Source organism: Streptococcus oralis, assembly GCF_026782345.1.
Lineage (GTDB): Bacteria > Bacillota > Bacilli > Lactobacillales > Streptococcaceae > Streptococcus > Streptococcus oralis_CK.
Window position 1 is genome coordinate 1309142 of sequence record NZ_JAKUWI010000001.1, and the last position, 22403, is coordinate 1331544.

Genomic DNA, 22403 nt, shown 5'->3' on the forward strand with positions numbered 1-22403 from the left:
CTTGCCATGGGTCGTAAAATAGTGTTTAATAAAGGTGTACAGGAAGTGATCACAATTTTGTATGAAATGTAAGGAGAGAAATTTATGAAAGTAGAACTACAGATTAGCGAGTTTTACGAGGAGGAAAAACTGATTGTCCAAGCACCTCAAGAAACCAAAGAAGTCCAAAAAGTCATCGAATTTGCTGAAAATCTTGACCAAAAAGAAACAATCAAAGGAAAGATTGATGGTCAGGTCTATCTAGTTGAAATTGGCAAGATTCAGCGCTTCTATATCGAGAATCGAAAGGTTCTAGCAGAAACATCGAGTCAGACCTACAGCATTGATTTGCGACTCTATCAGGTTCTTGAAATGCTGCCGACCACTTTTATCCAAATTTCCCAATCTGAAATCGTCAATATCGACTCCATCTCTCATCTCAAGCTCACGCCCAACGGTCTGGTTGAAATTTTCTTAAAAAACGAAAGCTTCACCTACTCTTCACGCCGCTACCTAAAAACCATCAAGGAGAAATTAGAACTATGAAAAAACAAATCTTTCACGATGCAGCCGCTGGTGTACTTATCGGCCTCATCCTCTCTATCCTTTTTTCACTCATTTATGCACCAAATACCTATGCCCCGCTGAGCCCCGAGTCTCTCATCGGCCAAGCGATGGTTCAACATCAGGTTCACGGTGCCCTAGTCTTACTCTACTGTATGGTCATCTGGTCAGCTATCGGTGTTCTCTTTAGCTTTGGCAGTCGCTTATTCAGCCGTGACTGGAGCTTGCTCCGTGCCACACTTTCCCATTTCTTCCTCATGCTGGCTGGCTTTGTTCCACTAGCAACTCTGGCTGGTTGGTTCCCCTTCCACTGGACCTTCTATCTCCAGCTCATTCCAGAGTTTGCGATCGTCTACCTCATCATCTGGGTTATTCTCTATAAAAGAGAAGCAAAAAAAGTAGACCACATCAATCAACTCTTGGCCCATAAAAAGTAATGGAGAAAATCCCACTCACAAATGCATGAGTGGGACCCTTTTTATAACTTTTGTTTGAGCTCAACCAAGACATTCATAGCCTGCATAGGTGTCATGTTGTAAACATCCAGTTCTGCTAATTCTGCTAGAATAGGGTGCTCTTCAGGCGCATCAAAGAGTGACATCTGCTCTGTGACAGCACTTGTTTCTCTAATGGGAACAGGACTTTCCGTCCCTTGATTCTCCAGTTGGGTCAAAATCTTATCCGCTCTTGCTAAAAGTTCTGCTGGTAAGCCAGCAATCTTAGCCACATGGATACCGTAGGATTTGTCAGCTGGTCCTGGTTCTATCTTGTGAAGGAAGGTGACTTGTCCTTCCTGTTCTAAGGTTGCCACGTGAACATTGACCAAGTGTTCCAGGCTAGACCCCAGACTGGTCAACTCATGATAGTGGGTCGCAAAGAGGGTCTTGGCTCCGATATGTTCATGAATGTATTCGATGATGGATTGGGCAAGAGCCATCCCGTCATAAGTCGCAGTTCCCCGTCCTAACTCATCAAAGAGAATCAAGGAGTCCTTGGTCGCATGCGAAATGGCATTGTTGGCCTCCATCATCTCCACCATAAAGGTTGATTGACCTGAAACCAAGTCATCTGCTGCTCCGATACGGGTAAAGATAGCATCGAAAATAGGCAAATGGGCGCTCTCCGCCGGCACATACGAGCCCAGCTGGGCCATAACCGCAGTCATGGCTAACTGGCGCATGTAGGTTGACTTCCCACTCATGTTGGGCCCTGTAATTAGCTGAATACTCGTATCTTCTGCCATCTGAATAGTGTTAGGAATATAGGTCTGAGCTCCCATAACCTTTTCAACGACAGCATGGCGCCCTTTCTGGATATCGATTTGTGAATCGTCTCCAAACTCCGGTCGAATCAAATGCTGGGTTTCAGCCACAACCGCCAGACTTTGCAAGACATCAACCGTTGCAATTCCTTGGGCTAAAGCCTGCAAACGCTGGATGTACTTGCTGACTTCCTCACGGATGCGCATAAAGATTTCATATTCTAGGTTGGCTGACTTCTCACGCGCCTCCAGCATATCCCCCTCGATACGGGCTAATTCTTCGGTACCAAAGCGTTCCGAGTTTTTCAGTGTCGCCTTGCGGAAAAAGTGGGCTGGCACATTTCCCAGTTGCGAATTGGTCACATGGAAATAGTAGCCATCTTTTTTATTGTAGTCAATCTTAAGCGTACTGATGCCAGAGTTTTCTCGCTCCTTAGCCTCAATCTCAGCAATCCAGCTAGTTCCTTCTCTGAGGACACGACGGTATTTATCCAAGGTCTCATCAAATCCCGTACAGATAATGCCACCTTCCGTAATCACGTGAGGAGCTTCAGGAGCAATCGCTGCGCTAATCAAGCTCTCCAACTCAGGGATGGCATCTAACTGTGCGATAAGATGGGCTAGAGCAGGCTGCTCCATGCCTTCTAAAATCGCACGAATCCGTGGTACACTGGATAAGGTGGTCGCTAACTGCAAGAGATCCTTGGGATTGGTCTTACCAAAAGAAACCCGACTAGCCAAGCGTTCGATATCATAGACACCCTTGAGACTGTCCGTTAAATCACTACGCTCAAAGAAATGGTCAAGAAAGACCTGCACCACCTCTTGACGTTGGACAATTCGTTCCTTATCAATCAATGGACGGTGAATCCAAGAACGCAAGAGCCGCATACCCATAGCTGTTTTGGTTTCATCCAAAAGCCAGAAAAGGCTGCCTTGCTTCTTGCCTGAACGGGCATTCTCAACCAAATCCAGACTAGCCTTGGTCGCATAGTCCATCTGTAAGAAATCTTTGATTTCATAGCGGATAACTGGTTTGAGGTGGTTCAATTCCCGCATCTGGGTCCGATGAACGTACTGGAGGAGCTTACTAGCTGCTGCTTGCTCCACAGCTGCTAGTCGTGGATCCAGTAAATGAATATCCTCAAAGCCTTCTTTCTCATAAGAAAGCACCAAATTCATCTGACGGCTGAGGATTTGTTCTTCTTCCTCAGACAAGTCATAACCCAGCACCACTTCTCGAGCCTTGAGGTTACGGATTTCCCCACAAACCAGCGTGAAATCTAATAGACCTGTCACATAGAAATCACCCGTCACCAGATCCATATAAGCCAGACCAAACTGATTTCCATCGCGATCTAAGGAAACCAAGAAATTATTCTGACTATCCGGCTTACTGCTATCGACGACCGTTCCAGGTGTGATGACCTGGACCACCTCTCGCTTGACAACACCAACCGCTTGTTTGGGATCTTCCATCTGCTCGGCTATGGCTACCTTATAGCCCTGCTCAATCAGAACATCGATATACTGCTGGGCAGAATGATAGGGGACACCCGCCATGGGTATCGGATTTTCTGCATTTTTATTCCGACTCGTTAAGGAAATTTCTAAAATCTGTGCTGCATTAATTGCATCTTCATAGAACAACTCGTAAAAATCACCCATCCGAAAAAGCAAAAAAGCATCTGGGTATTGTTTCTTAATATCCACATACTGTTGCATGCCGGGTGATAGCTTTTCTGTTGCCATTTTCCGTCTCTCCTTGCTAAAAATAAGTCTTGAGAGCAACTCCCAAGACCTTATTTATCTTTCATCAAATCTAGCAAACGATCTTCCATCAGCTTGGCAACGTGCTGGTCTCGACAAATAACCAATAAGGTATTAGCACCAGCAACCGTTCCTAAAATCCATTCATCCTTGTTTGCATCTACAATGTTTGCTAAGACTGCAGCTTCCCCAAGTTTGGTATGAAGTACCAAGGTGAACTCGGCTCTTGCAACTCCTTCTAAATGATGAGACAAAAACTCAACTAAATCAATCTTATCTGTCTCATTTGCTAGTACATAATACACCATATCATTTTTCTTAACCTTGGTCAAGCCGATTTCACGCAAATCACGCGACAAAGTCGTTTGTGTCACATAAACATTACGAGCTTCTAAACGATCTTGAATCTCTTTTTGTGTCCCAAGTTTTTCTTCGGTGATCATCTTTTTAATCAATTGATGCCGTTCTCTTTTTCTCATATTATCCTCTTAAGTGAATATTTATAACAAATTTTACATTTATTTTATAACTACATTATACCAAAAAAAATAGATAATTCAAAAAAATTCTTTTCTTTCTCAAAAAATGTAGTAAATTGTGATAAAATAGTAGAAAAGTCCAAAAAGGAGCCCTTATGAATACAAAAGAATTGATTGCTAGCGAGTTGGCTAGCGTCATTGATAGCCTGGACCAAGAGGCTATTTTAAATTTACTGGAAACACCTAAAAACTCAGAAATGGGAGACATCGCCTTCCCTGCCTTTTCTCTAGCAAAGGTCGAGCGTAAAGCTCCGCAAATGATCGCAGCAGATATTGCTGAAAAAATCAATAGTCAAGCCTTTGAAAAGGTTGTTGCTACAGGACCTTACGTCAACTTTTTCCTTGATAAAAGTGCTATTTCGGCTCAGGTATTACAGGATGTTATCACTGAAAAAGAGCACTATGCCGACCAAATCATTAGCAAGCAAGAAAATGTCGTTATCGATATGTCTAGTCCCAACATCGCAAAACCATTCTCTATTGGGCACTTGCGTTCAACCGTTATCGGAGATAGTTTGTCACATATTTTCCAAAAAATCGGCTATCGAACAGTCAAGGTCAACCACCTAGGAGACTGGGGCAAACAGTTTGGAATGTTGATCGTTGCCTACAAGAAATGGGGAAATGAGGAAGCCGTTAAAGCGCATCCAATCGATGAGCTTCTTAAGCTCTACGTTCGCATCAATGCTGAAGCTGAAAAAGATCCTAGCTTGGATGAAGAAGCACGCGAATGGTTCCGCAAACTAGAAAATGGAGATGAGGAAGCCCTCGCTCTCTGGCAATGGTTCCGTGATGAAAGTTTGGTGGAATTTAACCGCCTTTACAATGAATTGCAAGTCGAATTTGACAGCTACAACGGGGAAGCTTTTTACAATGATAAGATGGATGCTGTTGTAGACATTCTCGCTGAAAAAAGACTTCTTGTTGAGTCAGAAGGAGCCCAAGTTGTCAATCTTGAGAAATATGGAATTGAACATCCAGCCCTTATCAAAAAATCTGATGGCGCAACTCTCTATATCACACGTGACTTGGCTGCAGCCCTTTACCGTAAAAACGAATACCAATTTGCAAAATCCATCTATGTTGTTGGTCAAGAGCAATATGCCCACTTCAAACAACTCAAGGCAGTGCTACAAGAGATGGGCTACGATTGGAGCCAAGACATTGTCCATGTTCCGTTTGGATTGGTAACAAAAGAAGGGAAAAAACTCTCTACTCGTAAAGGAAATGTCATCTTGCTAGAGCCTACTATTGCAGAGGCTGTTAGTCGTGCCAAGGCCCAAATCGAAGCGAAAAATCCTGAGTTAGAAAATAAAGACCAGGTTGCCCACGCTGTTGGAGTTGGGGCTATCAAGTTCTATGATCTTAAGACCGACCGTACAAATGGATACGACTTCGACCTTGAAGCTATGGTATCCTTTGAAGGAGAAACTGGACCTTACGTTCAATACGCCTACGCTCGTATCCAATCTATCTTACGCAAAGCCGATTTCAAGCCAGATGCAGCTGGCAACTACAGCCTGAATGATGCTGAAAGCTGGGAAATCATTAAACTACTCCAAGACTTCCCACGTATTATCAATCGTGCAGCAGATAACTTTGAACCTTCTATCATTGCGAAATTTGCGATTAGTTTGGCTCAAGCCTTCAACAAGTACTATGCACATACACGTATCCTAGATGAAAGTCCTGAGCGTGACAGTCGTCTGGCTCTCAGCTACGCAACCGCAGTGGTCCTCAAAGAAGCTCTTCGTTTGCTCGGAGTAGAAGCTCCAGAGAAGATGTAAATCGCCAAAGTTACTTGATTGCGGAGCAATCTAAGTAACTAACGCCAAATCCTATTCGGACTTTGGCTAGGCGCTTCACTAACTTGTCAAACCAAATAACAGCGATTTAGTTGGGGTTAGGTTCTAATCTTTAAATTACTTGAAAGCAATCTGAAAGGTTGAGGCAAAATAACATTTATATTTTGGTCGGCGTTGCAGCTGTTCAATGAAACAATTTATTCACTTTTACTATTTCTTTATCATATGGGAGATTTCTTATGAGCCAATATGCTTATATCCTCGTTATAATTAGCTTGGTTTTCCTTTTTCTGCTCAATAAGTACGAGAAGGAAAGATTGCAAAAGCTCTACCAAGAGCAACTCTTGAAGGACGAGACATTTAGGTCTGACATCAAAGAGAAAATTCACACGACTGAAAATATCAATGATGTTATTGCACATATCAATAAAACTTACCATCTGGGAATGTTGCTCTCAAAAGACATTACAGATCAATTGAAATAATCAAAATCCGAGAAGCTTTCTTCTCGGATTTTTTAGGCTTACCATATTCTCCTTGGAGAAATTTCATTAATGCATATAAATTTTTCTGTAATTTTCTATATTTTTTCAAAATGGTCTTGCATTTCTTTTAAGATTTTTGTAAAATAGAAGCTATCTATTCAGATTATTCTGAAAATTCAAAAATAGGAGCGTTTATTATGTCACAAGTTACGTTATCAAACCAGTCAACCTGGGCAAGCAAACTAAAGGCAATGGGGCCAGGTATCCTCATGGCTTCTGCCGCCGTTGGAGGTTCTCACATCGTATCCTCCACTCAAGCTGGTGGTTCTTATGGTTGGTCACTACTCCTCTTAGTTATCTTGGCCAATGTTTTTAAATATCCATTTTTCCGTTTTGGTGCAGAATATACTGCCGATACTGGTAAAACCTTGGTCGAAGGCTACGCTGAAAAAGGCAAGTTCTATCTCTGGATTTTCTTTATCCTCAATGTTTTCTCTGCTATGGTCAATACAGCTGGAGTCGCTATCCTTTGCTCAGCCATCATCGCTAGCGCTTTTCCAATGATCGGTCTTAGCATCACTCAATGGTCCCTCATCCTTGTTGCAGTCATTTGGGCTATGCTACTCTTTGGTGGCTACAAACTGTTGGATGGTATGGCAAAATGGATCATGTCTGCTTTGACCATTGCAACTGTTCTTGCAGTTATCATTGCAGCAATTAAGCATCCAGAATACAGCTCTGATTTTGTCGAAAAGACACCTTGGCAAATGGCGGCCCTCCCTTTTATCGTTTCCCTCTTAGGATGGATGCCTGCCCCTATTGAAATTTCAGCCATCAATTCACTCTGGTCTGCTGAAAAGAAAAAGACTGTCAACTTTAATACAGAGGACGCCCTTTTCGACTTTAACGTTGGTTACATTGGAACTGCTATCCTAGCTGTATTCTTTGTAGCACTCGGAGCACTCATTCAGTATCCTACAGGACAAGCAGTTGAAGCCGCTTCAGCCAAGTACATTTCTCAATTCGTGGGTATGTATGCCTCTGTTCTTGGAGAATGGTCCCGTTATTTGATCACCTTCATCGCCTTTCTCTGTATCTTTGGAACAGTCATTACTGTTATCGATGGCTATTCTCGCGTTAATCAGGTTTCCCTACGACTCTTGCTAAGTCAAAAAGAGGATGATAGCAAATCTTTGAACATCTGGATGACCCTCACAGCTATTATCGGTATCGTCATCATCAAGTTCTTTGCTGGTCAAGTTTCAACCATGCTCCGCTTCGCCATGATTGGTTCTTTCCTGACAACACCATTCTTCGCTCTTTTGAACTATGTATTGGTGACACGTGAAAATAAAAATCTTCCTTCTTGGCTAAAACTCCTCGCTATCGCAGGATTGATTTTCCTCTTTGGCTTCGCTATCTTCTTTATCTATGCACTTGCTATCGGCAAAGCAGGATAGTTTATAAAATGGCACCCTTACGGGGTGCTTTTTGTATACACAAAAAGCAGTTGAAAATCTCAACTGCCCCTCAGTACTACTTCATTTTTCTGTTTCTAACTCATACAAATCTGCAATGATCGCTGCGACCTTTTTAATATCTCCCAGCATGCCACGCATTTCAAAGTCAGCCAAAACTGGGAAACCAAAGCGCTGGCTATACTGCTTGGCTGTTAGGCAGTATTGATTGTTAAAATTGCGATTACCAGATCCCACTACCCCAAAACACTTACTAGCATTGTCCCCATAGGCGATAAAGTCGCCCACTGGAGTCGTTAGAATCTCAACATCGCCGTTATCGACACCATTTCCACCTTCCAGATAGGTCGGCAAGAAAGCGACATAGGGATGCTCCATTTCAAAGAATTCTTGGCCTTCCTTGACCAAATCCTTGATATGGATTTTTTGGACCTCAATTCCCTCATACTGAGATAGGAGATAGTCCTTGAGTCGGGTTACAAAACTCTCTGTATTCCCACTCAGACTGATATACACTAAGGATATTTTTTTCATGTTGACCTCGATTTTTATGTTTACGATATAAAAAGAACTACCAAAATTGTAACTTGATAGTTCTTTTTTGTCAATACTTAGGCAGCTTCTTCTGCTTCGACTTCCTCAGCCAAGTCCTTTTGTTGGCGCCACATCTTGTAGAAGACTAAGGCTAAAAAGAGAACATTGATGATGATGAACAAAATATTCGTCCCTTTTGCTAATGCTCCCATTCCTAAGCCGAGAGTAGTATCTTTGATTAATTGAACTGCATCTTGAACGTTCATATAGCTATAAACCAAACCAACAATAGCTAGTAAAACATAGCCAATATAAGTATAGTTTGCGAATTGTACGTTTTTACGTACGAGAAATACAAAGGCTACTACAACTAAAATTGCAGATAAAACAATCAACGACATATTAAAAATAGAGTGAGAGGATTCTGACACTTTGTAAGTATAGTTGACCGTGTCTTCTAATTGCTGGGTAGTGAGCGTCCCGCTATTCGCCAGGCTAGCACGAAGAGCATCTTTACTTGGCAATGGACTCAAGATTCCAAATAGTGACATAGATGAAATGAGAGCTGATAGGACTAACAAGACCCAAAGATAAATAGGATTCTTTTTCATGTTTTCCTCCATAAGATATTTTGAACATTATAGCATTTTTTGTACAGGAATACAACTTTTACAAGCTGGTTTCAACTTGTTTCCGATAGGCTTTCGGTGATTTTCCGCACAATTTACGGAAAACCTTATAGAAATATCCAACATTACTGTAGCCAACTGCATAGCAAATATCTTCGATGCTATCACTGGTCGAAAGTAAGAGTTGCTGCGCCGCCTTAATTCGCTGTTTATTGAGTAATTCCGCAAAGGTTGAGTTGGTTTCTCTTTTGATCAGCTGGCCGAGATAGACAGGATTGATAAAGAGATCCTTGCTGATATCCTTGAGCGAGAGCTCTTTCTGATAATCACGCCCAATCACCTCCAGAACGCTCACCACATTTTCATTCATGCGGTACTGGCCAAAAAACTTGGTCAAAGTTTCTTTGATATAGGCAACCAATTCTTCAAAGGTGTTAATGGCATGGATGGCTTTGACAATCTCGGTCATATCATCTGCTTTTAGGTGTTCAAACAAATGAAAGACGTCCATGACAAACTGAGTGAAAAGTTGCTTCGTGATGGCCACTCGCGGAGTATTCTCCAAAACAACCTTCTCTAGCAGGGTTAATTCTTCGATGATTTGATTGATATTCCCTTGGATAATCACCCGATAAATCGGCTCGTAATAGGCAAACAAACTCTCGGATTTTTCTAGATTAACTGAACCGTAGAAGAGAGCTTTTTCAGCATTGATCTTCCAATTCTCAAAGGACTGCTGGTAGGGTGCTTCAAATGGTGTCACGACGATGCCATCTAGTGGTTGATCAGAGATGAAAATCTGCCAATCTTGTCCCAAAACATAGTAAGGAATGGTAAAAGAGCCTTGCTTTTCTTTTGAAAGTCCTATCCACCAGCTGTCTTTACCTGCTAAGAAACTGATAAAGCCTTCTTCATCCAATTCTTGACTGAGGGTCTGACTTTGTTCCACCTTTTCTTGAAGCTGTCGCGCAATCTTTTCTAATAGATTGCCCAACTCCACCTTGTCTACTGGCTTGACCAGATAATCCACGACACTAAGGTTCATGGCTTTTTTGACGTAGTCAAACTCCTGATAACCAGACAGCAAGATATAATAGGTATCTGGAAGTAGCTCTTTCATTTCCCTAATCATCTCAAGTCCGGTCTTATCTGGCATATTGACATCGGAAATGACCACATCTACTGGATTTTCCTTGACGTAGTTCAAAGCATCATCTGCGTGATTAGCTGTCGCGACGACTTTCATATCCCATTTTTCAAAGGGGATTAATCGCTTGAGCCCCTCTGTCACCATGTACTCATCGTCTACTAATAAAACTTTATACATTTCTACCCCTTCTATTCATCCTGGATAGTGATATGGTAACGAACACCTTCTTGCTCAGCTGACTCTACACTGATTTGGTAGCGATCCCCAAAGTAGAGAACAAAGCGTTCGTGTACATTGACTATTCCAATTGATTGCCGCTCCCCACTATAGCTTGCTTCGTGTTCAAAACTTCGTTGAGCTAATTTTTCTTGCAAGCTAGCTAGTTTCTCAGCGGGCATTCCTCGACCATTATCTACTACTAGGATTTCAACGAATCCTTGGCCCTTCAAGGCTTTGATACTGATGACATTATCTGTTCTGCGATGGTCAACACCATGGGCAAAGTAGTTTTCCACTAATGGTTGGAGTGTAAATTTTGGAATTCTCATTTCTTCCAATTCTGGTGCAATCTTGAAACCATAGGCAATGGATTTAGGATAACGCACCATACAGAGATAGCTATACTTTCGGCAAAATTCCAACTCTTGCTTCAGCGTGGTTTCCCGCTCGTTGGAGATATTGTTGCGCAACAAGCTACTAAATTCATAGATAATATCTGCCAGTTCATCCTGACTTGCCATGACGGCATACATCCGTAAAAACTCCAGAGTATTGTACATAAAGTGAGGATTAATTTGAGCCTGCAGAGCTCGCATATTGGCATCTTTTTGACTGAGCTCTAGCTGATAGATATCGTGGATATTTTTTTCCAGGCGATCCAACATATCATTGGTTGTTTCTGCAATGAGAAGCAACTCTTGGTCTTTTTCAGAGGTATCGATTCGAAGGCCTTCTTCTCCTTGAGCAATCACCTCGATCGAATCTACTAGGTCTACGACTTGTTTTTGGTAATTTGAGAAAGTCTGTCTAAGGGTCACGTACAAAATGATGATAAAGAGGATACTTAGCCCAATAATGATAGCTGAACTCGTCAAAGTTCCTGTAAGAACAAAATTTTTAGGAACAGCAGCTCGAACCTGATAACCGTGAGAGGTGACACCTACAAACCAGTTTTCTCGCTCGGCTGATACCTTCTCCCCAATATGGAACATCTCGGTCTCAAAAGGAGAGGTCACTGTTACAGCCATTGGGATATGTCCCCTTGTATTGTCAATAGCGCCATGGAGAACATCTGGCGATAAGGAGATATAGATCACTCCTAAATCCTTGTCAGACACAGGATCAGAAACGGGAATGGCAAAACTGTTGGCTGTCGGCTTAAAATCCTCCGCAGGGACTTTCTCCCCGCTGCGTTTTTCTCTAGTCGAAACATACACTTCCTTATAGTCCTGAAGGACAATAGCCACTCCAGTCACAAAATCATTCCGAACATAGAGATCATCAATATTTTCATACAGAGAAACAGAGATATAAGGCGAAGTTTTACGCTCTAATTGCCAGTAGAAATAGTCTGGTGTGCTGAGACTGAAATACTTGTAAATTCCTTCAATGCGGGCCTGATTTTCAACCAAAGACTGAGCAAGTCGGGTTGACTCTCTGTGATAGTATTCCACTTCACTCACTGTCCGAGTGGTCACACGTTCTGCAACCCGTTGGGCCTCTTTCTCACGTGAATCCCAGTCAGCATACGAGAGCATAATCGCAAAACTGGCAATGACCACAATCATAACCAAACTATAAATCCGTAAAAGAGAGCGAAGCCAAAACTGCTTCATTCTATTTTGTCGCCAATTTTTCATGGATACTTTCATAAATAGGTTCCAACATATCACTGATAAAGAAATGCCACATTCCAATTCCTACAAAAAAGAGCAAGGCAGGCATATAATAACCAACTCCTACAAGGAGAGCGGACCCGAGTAAAACCTTGGCAATCGCAGGTAAGCTCATAAAAATCCCGATAAGGGACAGTTTCAAGGTATTTTGGTAGGATAAATCAAAGTACACCTGAAGTTTCAAGGAAACAGTGTAGGCTAGAAAGACAAGAGCAACTACAAGGACGTTGAGAAAGGTCGCCAAGAGGTGGAAAATCGTCTGGTGGGGCAATTGAACTAGAAGATACAAACCATAAACTAGGACAAGATCCACAAACACAAAACTATAGAAAGCCAGATTACTCTTGACAAAATTACTCTTATACAATTCCCAAGCTTCCTTCAAATGGTAGGCTCGATAGGTATAACCATGCTCCGCATACAAACTCATCAGGGTGGCACTAGCTGGGGCCAAACCAAATACCACTCCTCCTGCTAGTGTTAATAGCCAGAAATAAGCCGTCGCCATCATTCCCAAAAAGATACGATTAAAGACGAATTCTAGAAATTTTCCCATGCTACTCTCCTTAAACTAACGATGTAACTATTATATCATATTTCAAACGTTTTCAAAAATATAGAACTCCCATTTACAATCCTCAAAAAGCGTGATACAATTGGTTTTGTTAATTTGCATCAAGGAGATTCTCATGAAGAAAAATATCTTAACCACCCTCTTGGCCGCCGTCCTCTACTTTCTCTGTGTAGGGATTGGAGTCTTCCTAGGACACCTGGTCGATCAAACAGGCAATATGTTCTACGCACCTGCCTTTTCAGCCCTTGTCGGTGGCAGTGTCTACATGCTTCTTTTGACGAAGGTCCCTCGTTTTGGCGCTATCACCACTCTGGGACTTTTTATGGCACTTTTCTTCCTAGCTAGCAAGCATGGCGCTGGTGCCTTTCTCCCAGGACTCGCCTGTGGTCTTGCAGCAGATGCCACCGCTCGTCTCGGAAACTACAAAGACCGAATCAAAAACATCCTCTCCTTCCTTATCTTTGCTTTCAGCACAAGTGGTCCTATCTTCCTCATGTGGATCCGTCCCAAAGCTTACATGGCCACCTTACTTGCGCGTGGGAAGTCACAAGAATACATCGACCGTATCATGGTCGCTCCAGAGTTGGACAAAATCCTTCTCTTTGTTTCAAGCATCCTCCTAGGTGCCTTGATTGGGGCTGTGGTTGGGCAATTTCTAAGTCAAAAAATCACCGATAAAATGTAACGTAAAAGCCCTGAAGACTAGCAATGCCTAGTTCCAGGGCCTTTTTGTATACAATCTTAGAATTCACTATAGATAAATTCTTGAATATTCGAAAAATCGGTCACAAAACAGTAAATCACGATGCTTAAGATAACCGTATAGAAAAATAGTGTCCACAAGATTAAACGCTGTGTGTTAGTTAGCTTGGTTTGCAAATTTGTAAAGTTCTTTTTCAACTTCCATCCATCCTTTCACTCCAACGTGCATCACGTCAAATAAAAAGTAATCATCATACTCTCTGTTTCCATAGTTTAGTACCGTTGCACCATGGCTTTTTGCGACATCTTCTATTTTTTTATAAGTTTTTTCTCGCATTTCTCTTGAGACACCAGTGTAGTCGTTCCATTTCCCGTTTACTGGGAAAATAATAACCTCAACTTCAATGCCCAATTCCTTAGCAACTGTCAAGAAAAGTTCCATATCTGAATACTCTGGTGACTCTAGGTAACTCAAATCTTTATTAGAATCTTTCAGTGATGCATAGCGGTCTTTTAAGTAAGTATTGTAGTAGTTATTATCAACAGCATAGTCATTATTGTCTGTTTTCTTTTTGACCTCTTCTACAAACTGATCCGTCATCTTCTGCCAATCATAGTCTGGGGTTTTGTCTCCTAGTGAAGGATAATCTGATTTGGCATGTTTTTGATAAAAAGTCTGTTTGAGCTTAAAGGAATACATCGCCTTATCGAACTCTAATAGTTTTTTATCAACAATGGTTCCTTTTCCATCTATGAAATAACTTTTATATTTTTTGTAGATGTCGTTTTGTTGCTTGTTTCCTTTGGTAATCTCGATAATGCGATTGATTAGTTTTTCTTTCGTTTCCTTACTAATCTTGTCATTATCTAGCATGTGGAAAATATGTTCCTGAGAAGCCTTGTTCAAAAAGGCATCTTGATGGGTCCCATCTTTTTCAAACCACTGAACCGACTCTACTATAGCTACTTTTCGCTTACTCATAGATCCTTCAATAGAAGCTAAAGTAGAAGCCTGAATGATGTTTTGAGAATAACTGGTCCCAATCTGCATGATATTAAAATCGTTGTAGTTAAAAATTTTATTTGGATGATAATCTTCATTTATCGTTGCGACCAACTCTGAGGAACCCATTAGAACCAGTGTATTGGGAGTAATATTGCTTGTTAAAATATCTCTACTTTTATATTTTTCATACGAGGTGCTATAACGAATACTGTTATCCTTGACTTTATAATAATCATCAATCTTCTTGACATAGGTCACATTTAAAAGGGCAAGCGTCGCAATTACGAGCACAAGCGATAGTAAAAATGCTTTTAATTTAATCATCTCGTTTTATCCTATCCCTTCGATCTGGCAGACTTCTTTTCAATCTCTTATCTCTTTAAAATCGTAAGCAAGATTTTATAGGGTTCACCTGAAAAGATAAAGAAACCAACCATAACCAAATGCATGGTCACAAACCAACTTAGTAGCTTATACCAGTTTTTGTTTTTATTATTCTTATAAAAATTGCTTTTCTTTTGATACACTTCAAATCCAGCCATCAAGACACCATGGTAAAAACCATAGACAATGTAGCTTACACTAAGACCATGCCAAAAACCCATGACCAACATATTGACCATATAGGCATAGGTTGCATTGTGTAGTCTATTTTTAAACCATTTTTTCCTGATAACCTGCATCAATACTCTTGAAAATACAAAATCTCTCAACCAGGTCGACAAGGTAATATGCCATCTGGTCCAAAAATCCTTGATATCGACACTCAAGAAAGGTTTGTTAAAGTTCATCGGTGTCTGAATACCTAGAATGTTGCTACTTCCAACGGCCATTAGACTATAGCCTGCAAAGTCGAAGAACAGATACAAGGTATAGAGGTACATATACTTGATTGAGTAGACGACTGTGCCAGTATTATTTAGAGTGAGTAATATCTGGTAAACATAGGTTGATAAAACAACCTTGTAAAGAAGGCCTAGAACGATACGATACACACCGTCCCCTGCTAACTCTAGATACTCTTTTCGAGGCATGACCTCGTTTATCTCTTTTAAAAATCTCCTACTCCGATCAATCGGACCAGCACTAACTGTTGGGAAAAAGAGTAAAAACTGTAGATAATCTTTTACACTGACTTTTTCTTTGATCAAGCCATCCGATATCTCTAGCATGATCTGAATGGTCTTAAAGGACATGTAAGAAATTCCAATAAAGGCCAACAAATGCAGAGAAGTCAGGGCAAAGACTTTATTAATCACTAAAGGAAGAATGGAAAGGAAAACCAGTGGTTTCAGCCACTTTGCCTCTATCCTCTGTGCTAGAAAAACCAGAAAATACTGGTAAACGATAAAGGCGAGCAAATAGACCATCATCGCTCGACTCTTGCCATAGATAGCTCCTGCAAATAAGAGGGAGAGCGCCAAAATATAGTAGTCCTTACGTTTTTCAAAAAAGTTTACCACAAAACCAATCAATAAAACTGCAAACAAGAGAAGGAAAAACTCATTCCCCTCAAAATAATTCATACCAGCTAGACTCCTTTACATTATCATCCCTCCTACAGCAAACTTTTCGATTTGCTAATTGAGGGACCTTTCTTTATTATAGCATATTTCTAAAAAGAAGCTTTACTCTTCTTGCATTTCGGTGAGAAAACAAAAAGGAGTCCCGTTGGGCTCCTTCCATTATTTATGACTTAATTTCTTAGTCAAGAAATCTCCCAAGAACTGGATTGTAAAGATAATCAAGATGATAATGATGGTTGCTAAGATGGTCACATCGTGATTGTAGCGGTTAAATCCATAAGCGATGGCTACGTTACCGATACCACCAGCTCCAACCGCACCAGCCATAGCAGTTTCCCCAACAAGGGAAATCAATGTCACAGTCGTCACACGAATCAAATCTGGAAGACCTTCGGATAGGTAAACACCCACGATATCCCAGAAAGTCGCTCCACTGGCCTGCGCCGCTTCAATGACACCACCATCTAGCTCTGCCAAGACAACCTGCACCTGACGGGCAAAGAAGGCAAAGACCGCAAAAGATAACGGTACGATAGCCGCGTTTGGTCCGATACTTGTCCCTACGATTAGGTGTGAAAAGGGTGACAAAACTGCCAAGAGAATGATAAATGGCACCGCACGGAAAATAGAAGTAATCTTGTCTAAAATCCAGAAAACGACCTTATTCTCTAAAACACCACCTGGCGCTGTCAAGACAAGGAAGAGACCTGCAACAAGCCCCAAGAAACCTCCGATGATGAAGGAAAGAACTGTCATATAGAGGGTTAGATAGATGGCTGTTCCCCAGCCTGCTTGACCAGCCCAGCCCATTTTATAGACATTTGGTAAATAGGTTTGAATCAATGATTCCATCTTACTGTCCTCCCTTCAATACTTTTAAATGGACACCCGCTTGACGGATAGCCTCTTGGGCGCCTGCAAGCGCTTCTTTTTCACCAGACAAGACCACAACCAATTCTCCGACTGGAGTGCCATCGAGGATTTCAATATTCCCATAGAGAATATTAGCTGTTACTTGGTAATGTTTGTACAATTCATTCAAAAGTGGTTCATCTGTCGAAGCCCCTGCATACTTGAGTTGCACCAAAAGGCTGTTTTCAGACAAATGTTCCACGATTTCTTGCTTCTCGATTTTGACCATAGCTTCGTCAATACCTGTGGCAGTTGAAATGAAGTCTTGAGTCAAAGGTTGTTTAGGGTCTGAGAAGATTTCAAGGACACTACCCTCTTCAATCAAATGCCCATCCTGCATGACTGCCACACGGTTGGCAATGTCTTTGACAATCTGCATTTCGTGTGTAATCAGAACAACGGTCAAGCCTAATTTTTGGTTCAAATCTTGCAATAAGGCCAAAATCTGCTTGGTTGTCTTAGGGTCAAGGGCAGACGTTGACTCATCTGAAATCAAGATTTTTGGATCATTGGCCAAGGCACGCGCAATGGCCACACGCTGTTTTTGCCCTCCAGATAGTTGAGAAGGGTAGTTTTCAGCACGATCTGCCAAACCAACCAAGTCTAACAACTTAGCCACTTTGGCCTTCTTTTCTTCCTTGCTGAGTCCAGAGTGTTTAAGGGCAAAGGCTACATTTTCCTCTGCTGTCTTTTGACTCATCAGGTTGAAATGCTGGAAAATCATCCCAATGTCTTGACGCTTACGACGCAACTGCTCTGCTGTCAAGGTCACCTTACCATCAAAAATGACGTCGTTATCAATGGTAATTTTGCCTGCAGATGGTTTTTGCAAGAGGTTAATCACCCGTACAAGAGTGGATTTCCCTGCTCCAGAATATCCAACGATTCCGTAGATATCCCCTTCTTGGATGTGAATGGTCACATCCTTAACCGCTGCGATGGTTCTCTTCTTTTGGTGAAAAGTCACATCGATCTGATCTAACTTGATAATATCTCTACTCATAGCTTCTAATCAGCTCCTCTACTAATTCAATATGGGTGTAGTAATCGGCGATTCGCACGTTTTCATCTCCACCGTGGTCTCGGCTATTGGCATTTCCTAGACCGAAGGCCACCATGGGTACCTCTAGGGCATCAAAGACCGTATGCATAGGTCCTGTTCCCGCTGTTGTCGGTAAGACCGATACGCCCTGAGGGTAGAATTTCTTGGCCAATTCGATCACATTGAGAATGGCTGGCGCACTCATATCGCTTCGATAGCTCATCTCTCCCAAGGTATAATATAATTCTACCTTATCAAAACCATTTTTGTCTAGCTGTTTCCGAATTTTTTCCAGAACATCATGCGGTTCTAAGCCAGGAACCAGACGAACTTCTAACTTGGCATTAGCTTCTGCTGGCAAAATCGTTTTAACCCCTTGCCCTTGATAACCAGACTGGAATCCTTCTATATTGAGGGCGGGCTCGAAAAAGAAACGTTTGAGAAAGGCAGCGCGCTCCTCTTGTAAGAGAGGCAATTCCAAGCCGTAAATGCGACTGATTTCCTCTGGATTGCCCTGTGCATAGGTATCAACCAAGGCTAACTCCCGTTCATTTGGCTCTTGCACATCCTCGTACAAGCCTTCAACCAAGATACGGCCATCTGCAGCGCGTAGGCTACTTAAGGCCTGGATAAGATACCATGGTGCTGACTCCACGACACCACCATAACTCGAGTGAATGTCCACATCCGCACTTTTCACCTTGGCATCAAAGGTTACGATTCCCTTGTTCCCACCAGAAATTTCTAATTGCTCTAAGGCATTTTTAGTTCCTTGCTCCCAAACTAGCAAATCTGCTCCACGAAGTTTGTCTGCGTGTTTCTCTAAATACTTATCTAAATCCATAGAAGCAGACTCCTCTTCCCCTTCCATGATAAAGCTGATATTGACAGGTAAGTCATCGTGGTGCTGCATATATTTTCTCAGAGCGCTCAAACGAGCCGTGATATGGCCCTTGTCGTCGTCAACCCCACGCCCATACATAAAGCCATTTCGAACAGAAAGTGTAAAGGGATCCTCTGTCCAGATCTGATCTCCATCCGCTGGTACGGTGTCATAGTGGTTATAGAAGATCAAGGTCTTAGCATCTGGACGCGAACTCTTGAAATGCGCCATGACAAAAGGCGCCGTGTAGCTCTCATCAATCTCGACTTCAGCTCCCACATGCTTGAAAATCTCACCCAGATAGTTTGCGACTTCCCTGAGCCCGACCTGCTGGGCAAAGACTGATTTCTTGGAAATCAAGGTACGCAAAACTTCAAAATAATGTTGGGCTACATGATCCTTCTCAAATTTTTCAATCTGTTCTTGTTCGCTAGGAAAAACCATTTTTTCTCTCACTTTCTACTGAGGACTTGTGTCTATGGACGGACTACAAGATCATCTTCTTCAAAACCAACAATCTAGACAAAAGCAAGAGGTGGAATTTTCTCTCCCACCTCCCTGTGTCTTATTACCAAACTGGTTGGTCCAAACCGTCTGATGTTTCTTCGATAACTTTTTTCACTTCATCAGTGTGGTAAGCCGCGATCACTTTCTTGATAGCATCAGCCTTAGGCGATGATTCCCAATCTTTTTTCGCAACGATGATGTTGTACCATTGTTTTGAATTTTCATCAGCCTGTTCTTTGAAGAGTGCTTTCTTGTAGTCCAATTTTGCTTCTGTAACGAAGGTATTGTTTACAACAGCAGCATCAACTGATGACAATGAACGAGCTGTTTGGCTAGCGTCCAATTCAGTAATTTTCAAGTTCTTTGGATTTTCTGTGATGTTCGCAACTGTTGCAAGTGCAGTTCCAGAAACATCCAATTTGATCAAGCCAGCTGATTGAAGCAAGTAAAGCGCACGGCTTTCGTTTGTTGCATCGTTTGGTACGGCAATTTCACCGTTATCTGGGATTTCTTCCACTTTGGTGTACTTGTTTTCTTCTCCATTTTTACCTGAGTAAAGGCGGATTGGTGAGATGTACGTATCTGCAATCGCTACAAGATCTTTCCCGTTTTCTTTGTTCCAGTTGTTCAAGAAGTTGTAGTGTTGGAAAGCGTTCAAGTCAACTTCACCGTCAGCAGTTGCCTTGTTTGGTTGTGAGTAGTCTGTGAACTCTGTGAATTCCAATTTAATGCCATCTTTTTCAACCAATTCTTGGACTTTGTCCCAACGCGCTTCTTCAGAACCGCTACGGTTAACTGTTGCAATTTTGACAACTGTTTCATTGTCCGCTTTCTTTTCTGAATTTCCGCAAGCTGCAAGAGCCAAACCTGCGACTGTAGCAAGCGCTGCTACACCGAGCCATTTTTTAATTTTCATGATTCCATCTCCTTTAAAAATAATACCGTAATAGTATCTCATACTTTATTTGATTTCGCAAATTGTTAATAGATAGGAAGACCTATAGTTTGAAACTATATACCTAAAAATTGAGAAATCACCCATTTTAATCAGAATGGATGATTTACAAACTTATTTGATGTCAGCTTCTGCTGGTAGGTAAGAATCACCAAAGAACTGTTGAGATAGCTTTTCAAGTGTTCCATCTTTGTAGAGTTCTTGGATGCGTTTGTCCACAAATGATTTCAACTCATCTTGACCTTTAGCAAGGAGTGGGTAAACATAAGGTTGTTGGTCGCTTGGAAGTTCGATGACTTTCAAATTGTCCAAACCTTGGTTTTTGATAACTGTCTCAACACCAATCTTATCAAAAATCTTGTAGTCAAACTGACCATCACTCAAACGAGACATGATTTGTTGGAAATCTGCCTTAGTGTAGTTAAGAACCGTTGGATTGTCCGCATGTTCTGTGTTGTATGCTTCCAATTGTTTAGCTGAGGTTGTTCCTTGAACAACTTCAGTAGATTTTCCACCGATATCATCGAGCGATTTGATGCTATCGTCGTCTTTCTTCACAACGAGAACGTTAGGGTTTTTAGCAGTTGGAGCTGCGTAAAGGTATTTTTCTGCACGTTCTTTGGTATAGCTAAGGTTGTTAACAGCCATTTGATAACGGTCACTATCAAGTCCTGGGAAAATCCCTGACCACTCTGTCTTTTCAAACTTGACAGTATACTTGTCTGAGTCTTTAAAGATCGCGCGAACCACTTCAATCTCGTAACCAGTCAATTCACCATTTTCTTCATAGATAAATGGCTTTGGTGAACCGTTAGTTGCTACGACGATTTCTTTTTTACCTGATGTTGCTTCACCTGATGCTGCATCTTTCTTATCTCCACCTGAGCACGCTGCTAGTAGACCTGTGGCAACAAGCCCTAGGGCAGCAAGAGATGAATATTTAACGATTTTTTTCATGTCATTTCCTCCAAAATAGAATACTGTATTATCTTAACAGAAAAAAGAAATTTACGCCATTATATGATATCTATATCGGTGATAAGTTTTTTCTATGACTGATTTAAAAAACCAAACGCAAGACTGCAACCAAGACCACTCCAAAAAGAACCGTACCCACTAGATTGCGGTAGCGAAAGGCTACCCAAGCCGTTGGAAAGACTGCTAAAAAGTCCAGCCATTTGATCTGAGGAAGGCTGCCAACCTTGCCAGTCACTACGCTTGAAAGGATCAAGGCAAAGATAATGGAAACAGGCAAGAACTTCAAAAACCGCTCAACGATAGCTGGCAACCCCTTGTACTTAACCAAGATGAAGGGAATCATGCGGGGAATCCAAGTCACTAGGCCTGAAAAGATAACGGCTAACAAAAGATATTTACTGACCATCTAAGACCACCCCCATGGTACAACCTAGCAAGGTCGCAAAAAGAACAGCTAGCGACTGAGACACCACTGTCAAGAGCAAAAAGAAGGACACCGCAACAACGGCTAGGATAAGCAGCAGATTCCGTACAGGAACCCGTCTTTGCATAATCTGAAATTGCGAGGTAAAAATCCCGATAAACATCCCAACAAGGGCAAAGTCTAATCCAAAGACCTCAGGATTTGGAAGAAGCCCACCTAAAGCTGTCCCCGCAACTGTCCCAATAAACCAGGCTATATAACTATTGAGATTGTTCCCGTGCATCCACATAGGATTGACCTTGTCTGTATGGGCTAATTCTCCCATCAAAACCCCATAGGTCTCATCTGTCAGGAGACTGGACATGCCGATATTTTGCCAGAGACTAGTATGACGGAAATAGGTCGATGCATGTAAGCTCAGCAAAAAGAGTCGCAAGTTGATCAAAAAGACCGTCATAGCAATGGCTGCGACAGGCGCTTGTACCGCAATCAGTGCCAACATGGCAAACTGGGCGCTCCCAGCATAAACAAAGAGGCTCATCAAGCCCATCTCAACAGGTGTCACATAGGGCGCGCCAATAATCCCACAGGCCAGTCCGATACTGACATAACCAAGGGCCGTTGGCATGGCTGCCTGTGCACCTTCCCAGAATCCTTTTTCTTTCATCTTCTCCTCATATTCTCTCCAATTGAGTCTGTTCGTCATCACAGCCACAGCACGGACTATTATAACATATTCAAAGAAGAGAAAAAAGTCAGCTGATTTTGGCCGTCATAAAAAGACTGGCAATCCAGTCTCAAACAC

At 41.9% G+C, this 22403-nt stretch carries 22 protein-coding genes; 6 read left to right on the plus strand and 16 right to left on the minus strand.

Annotation, left to right across the window (positions count from 1 at the left end; all coding sequences use genetic code 11):
* Positions 1 to 84 precede the first annotated feature (84 nt).
* Positions 85 to 525 (plus strand): LytTR family DNA-binding domain-containing protein, encoded by a 441-nt coding sequence (locus MK405_RS06435; RefSeq protein WP_268704585.1) that lies wholly within the window; start codon positions 85 to 87, stop codon positions 523 to 525.
* Positions 522 to 980 (plus strand): DUF3021 domain-containing protein, encoded by a 459-nt coding sequence (locus tag MK405_RS06440; RefSeq protein ID WP_268698187.1) that lies wholly within the window; start codon positions 522 to 524, stop codon positions 978 to 980. The genes MK405_RS06435 and MK405_RS06440 overlap by 4 nt, the downstream gene beginning before the upstream one ends.
* Positions 981 to 1021: 41 nt before the next feature.
* Here MK405_RS06440 and mutS read toward each other — a convergent pair whose 3' ends face one another.
* Complete coding sequence (gene mutS, locus MK405_RS06445; protein WP_268704586.1) at positions 1022 to 3556, minus strand: DNA mismatch repair protein MutS; 2535 nt, start codon at positions 3554 to 3556, stop codon at positions 1022 to 1024.
* A 50-nt stretch (positions 3557 to 3606) separates the two neighbouring features.
* Positions 3607 to 4053: an arginine repressor gene (gene argR / locus MK405_RS06450; protein WP_001231483.1), complete on the minus strand. Its 447-nt coding sequence runs from the start codon at positions 4051 to 4053 to the stop codon at positions 3607 to 3609.
* Between the two features lie 155 nt (positions 4054 to 4208).
* Between argR and argS the strand changes: the two genes are divergently transcribed.
* The 3 genes from argS to MK405_RS06465 all read left to right on the plus strand — a co-directional run bounded on the left by argS (position 4209) and on the right by MK405_RS06465 (position 7863).
* Positions 4209 to 5900: an arginine--tRNA ligase gene (gene argS / locus MK405_RS06455; protein ID WP_268704587.1), complete on the plus strand. Its 1692-nt coding sequence runs from the start codon at positions 4209 to 4211 to the stop codon at positions 5898 to 5900.
* A gap of 257 nt (positions 5901 to 6157) precedes the next feature.
* On the plus strand, positions 6158 to 6403 hold the full coding sequence (locus MK405_RS06460) for a MarR family transcriptional regulator (protein ID WP_268698184.1): 246 nt from the start codon (positions 6158 to 6160) through the stop codon (positions 6401 to 6403).
* 197 nt (positions 6404 to 6600) lie between these two features.
* Positions 6601 to 7863, plus strand: a complete 1263-nt coding sequence (locus MK405_RS06465; RefSeq protein ID WP_268704588.1) for an NRAMP family divalent metal transporter — start codon at positions 6601 to 6603, stop codon at positions 7861 to 7863.
* An 81-nt stretch (positions 7864 to 7944) separates the two neighbouring features.
* Here the strand turns inward: MK405_RS06465 and nrdI are convergent, their stop codons facing one another.
* The 5 genes from nrdI to MK405_RS06490 all read right to left on the minus strand — a co-directional run bounded on the left by nrdI (position 7945) and on the right by MK405_RS06490 (position 12645).
* Entirely contained in the window at positions 7945 to 8415 is a 471-nt protein-coding gene (gene nrdI, locus MK405_RS06470; RefSeq protein ID WP_000724244.1) for a class Ib ribonucleoside-diphosphate reductase assembly flavoprotein NrdI, read from the minus strand.
* A gap of 77 nt (positions 8416 to 8492) precedes the next feature.
* The gene (locus MK405_RS06475; protein ID WP_268704589.1) at positions 8493 to 9026 is read right to left on the minus strand and encodes an ABC transporter permease; all 534 of its coding nucleotides are present in this window, start codon (positions 9024 to 9026) and stop codon (positions 8493 to 8495) included.
* Positions 9027 to 9084: 58 nt separating this feature from the next.
* Positions 9085 to 10371, minus strand: a complete 1287-nt coding sequence (locus MK405_RS06480; RefSeq protein ID WP_268698181.1) for a response regulator transcription factor — start codon at positions 10369 to 10371, stop codon at positions 9085 to 9087.
* An 11-nt stretch (positions 10372 to 10382) separates the two neighbouring features.
* Complete coding sequence (locus tag MK405_RS06485) at positions 10383 to 12053, minus strand: sensor histidine kinase (protein ID WP_084873482.1); 1671 nt, start codon at positions 12051 to 12053, stop codon at positions 10383 to 10385.
* Positions 12031 to 12645 carry a YesL family protein gene (locus MK405_RS06490; protein WP_000514466.1) on the minus strand — a complete coding sequence of 205 codons (615 nt, stop codon included), beginning with the start codon at positions 12643 to 12645 and terminating at the stop codon, positions 12031 to 12033. Before MK405_RS06490 ends, MK405_RS06485 begins: the two co-directional genes overlap by 23 nt.
* A 133-nt stretch (positions 12646 to 12778) precedes the next feature.
* On the opposite strand from MK405_RS06490, the gene MK405_RS06495 reads away from it, so the two are divergent.
* Positions 12779 to 13348, plus strand: coding sequence for an MptD family putative ECF transporter S component (locus tag MK405_RS06495; RefSeq protein WP_084872390.1), 570 nt, complete (start codon positions 12779 to 12781; stop codon positions 13346 to 13348).
* Between the two features lie 174 nt (positions 13349 to 13522).
* Here MK405_RS06495 and dltD read toward each other — a convergent pair whose 3' ends face one another.
* The 9 genes from dltD to MK405_RS06540 all read right to left on the minus strand — a co-directional run bounded on the left by dltD (position 13523) and on the right by MK405_RS06540 (position 22265).
* Entirely contained in the window at positions 13523 to 14695 is a 1173-nt protein-coding gene (gene dltD / locus MK405_RS06500) for a D-alanyl-lipoteichoic acid biosynthesis protein DltD (RefSeq protein WP_084872389.1), read from the minus strand.
* A 47-nt stretch (positions 14696 to 14742) separates the two neighbouring features.
* Positions 14743 to 15897, minus strand: a complete 1155-nt coding sequence (gene dltB / locus MK405_RS06505; RefSeq protein WP_084941202.1) for a D-alanyl-lipoteichoic acid biosynthesis protein DltB — start codon at positions 15895 to 15897, stop codon at positions 14743 to 14745.
* Positions 15898 to 16056: 159 nt separating this feature from the next.
* Complete coding sequence (locus tag MK405_RS06510; protein WP_000444649.1) at positions 16057 to 16749, minus strand: methionine ABC transporter permease; 693 nt, start codon at positions 16747 to 16749, stop codon at positions 16057 to 16059.
* Between the two features lies 1 nt (position 16750).
* Positions 16751 to 17812, minus strand: coding sequence for a methionine ABC transporter ATP-binding protein (locus MK405_RS06515; RefSeq protein WP_268704590.1), 1062 nt, complete (start codon positions 17810 to 17812; stop codon positions 16751 to 16753).
* A complete protein-coding gene (locus MK405_RS06520; protein ID WP_000231817.1) occupies positions 17805 to 19178 on the minus strand; it encodes a M20 family metallopeptidase in 1374 nt (457 codons plus the stop codon). The genes MK405_RS06515 and MK405_RS06520 overlap by 8 nt, the downstream gene beginning before the upstream one ends.
* A gap of 124 nt (positions 19179 to 19302) precedes the next feature.
* Positions 19303 to 20157, minus strand: a complete 855-nt coding sequence (locus MK405_RS06525; RefSeq protein WP_000694528.1) for a MetQ/NlpA family ABC transporter substrate-binding protein — start codon at positions 20155 to 20157, stop codon at positions 19303 to 19305.
* Positions 20158 to 20310: 153 nt separating this feature from the next.
* Positions 20311 to 21153, minus strand: a complete 843-nt coding sequence (locus MK405_RS06530; protein WP_125840440.1) for an amino acid ABC transporter substrate-binding protein — start codon at positions 21151 to 21153, stop codon at positions 20311 to 20313.
* Between the two features lie 103 nt (positions 21154 to 21256).
* Positions 21257 to 21580 carry an AzlD domain-containing protein gene (locus tag MK405_RS06535; RefSeq protein ID WP_033605725.1) on the minus strand — a complete coding sequence of 108 codons (324 nt, stop codon included), beginning with the start codon at positions 21578 to 21580 and terminating at the stop codon, positions 21257 to 21259.
* Entirely contained in the window at positions 21570 to 22265 is a 696-nt protein-coding gene (locus tag MK405_RS06540) for an AzlC family ABC transporter permease (RefSeq protein WP_080980337.1), read from the minus strand. Before MK405_RS06540 ends, MK405_RS06535 begins: the two co-directional genes overlap by 11 nt.
* Between the last annotated feature and the right edge of the window lie 138 nt (positions 22266 to 22403).

Excerpts from the sequence above, each read along its gene's own strand:
- MK405_RS06480 (WP_268698181.1), bottom strand. The coding sequence starts at position 10,371 with ATGTATAAAGTTTTATTAGTAGACGATGAGTACATGGTGACAGAGGGG.
- argS (WP_268704587.1), top strand. The coding sequence starts at position 4,209 with ATGAATACAAAAGAATTGATTGCTAGCGAGTTGGCTAGCGTCATTGAT.
- dltD (WP_084872389.1), bottom strand. The coding sequence starts at position 14,695 with ATGATTAAATTAAAAGCATTTTTACTATCGCTTGTGCTCGTAATTGCG.
- MK405_RS06440 (WP_268698187.1), top strand. The coding sequence starts at position 522 with ATGAAAAAACAAATCTTTCACGATGCAGCCGCTGGTGTACTTATCGGC.
- MK405_RS06465 (WP_268704588.1), top strand. The coding sequence starts at position 6,601 with ATGTCACAAGTTACGTTATCAAACCAGTCAACCTGGGCAAGCAAACTA.
- MK405_RS06490 (WP_000514466.1), bottom strand. The coding sequence starts at position 12,645 with ATGGGAAAATTTCTAGAATTCGTCTTTAATCGTATCTTTTTGGGAATG.
- MK405_RS06475 (WP_268704589.1), bottom strand. The coding sequence starts at position 9,026 with ATGAAAAAGAATCCTATTTATCTTTGGGTCTTGTTAGTCCTATCAGCT.
- mutS (WP_268704586.1), bottom strand. The coding sequence starts at position 3,556 with ATGGCAACAGAAAAGCTATCACCCGGCATGCAACAGTATGTGGATATT.
- MK405_RS06530 (WP_125840440.1), bottom strand. The coding sequence starts at position 21,153 with ATGAAAAAAATCGTTAAATATTCATCTCTTGCTGCCCTAGGGCTTGTT.
- MK405_RS06495 (WP_084872390.1), top strand. The coding sequence starts at position 12,779 with ATGAAGAAAAATATCTTAACCACCCTCTTGGCCGCCGTCCTCTACTTT.
- argR (WP_001231483.1), bottom strand. The coding sequence starts at position 4,053 with ATGAGAAAAAGAGAACGGCATCAATTGATTAAAAAGATGATCACCGAA.
- MK405_RS06525 (WP_000694528.1), bottom strand. The coding sequence starts at position 20,157 with ATGAAAATTAAAAAATGGCTCGGTGTAGCAGCGCTTGCTACAGTCGCA.
- MK405_RS06520 (WP_000231817.1), bottom strand. The coding sequence starts at position 19,178 with ATGGTTTTTCCTAGCGAACAAGAACAGATTGAAAAATTTGAGAAGGAT.
- MK405_RS06540 (WP_080980337.1), bottom strand. The coding sequence starts at position 22,265 with ATGAAAGAAAAAGGATTCTGGGAAGGTGCACAGGCAGCCATGCCAACG.
- MK405_RS06515 (WP_268704590.1), bottom strand. The coding sequence starts at position 17,812 with ATGAGTAGAGATATTATCAAGTTAGATCAGATCGATGTGACTTTTCAC.
- MK405_RS06485 (WP_084873482.1), bottom strand. The coding sequence starts at position 12,053 with ATGAAAAATTGGCGACAAAATAGAATGAAGCAGTTTTGGCTTCGCTCT.
- MK405_RS06510 (WP_000444649.1), bottom strand. The coding sequence starts at position 16,749 with ATGGAATCATTGATTCAAACCTATTTACCAAATGTCTATAAAATGGGC.
- MK405_RS06435 (WP_268704585.1), top strand. The coding sequence starts at position 85 with ATGAAAGTAGAACTACAGATTAGCGAGTTTTACGAGGAGGAAAAACTG.
- dltB (WP_084941202.1), bottom strand. The coding sequence starts at position 15,897 with ATGAATTATTTTGAGGGGAATGAGTTTTTCCTTCTCTTGTTTGCAGTT.
- MK405_RS06460 (WP_268698184.1), top strand. The coding sequence starts at position 6,158 with ATGAGCCAATATGCTTATATCCTCGTTATAATTAGCTTGGTTTTCCTT.
- MK405_RS06535 (WP_033605725.1), bottom strand. The coding sequence starts at position 21,580 with ATGGTCAGTAAATATCTTTTGTTAGCCGTTATCTTTTCAGGCCTAGTG.
- nrdI (WP_000724244.1), bottom strand. The coding sequence starts at position 8,415 with ATGAAAAAAATATCCTTAGTGTATATCAGTCTGAGTGGGAATACAGAG.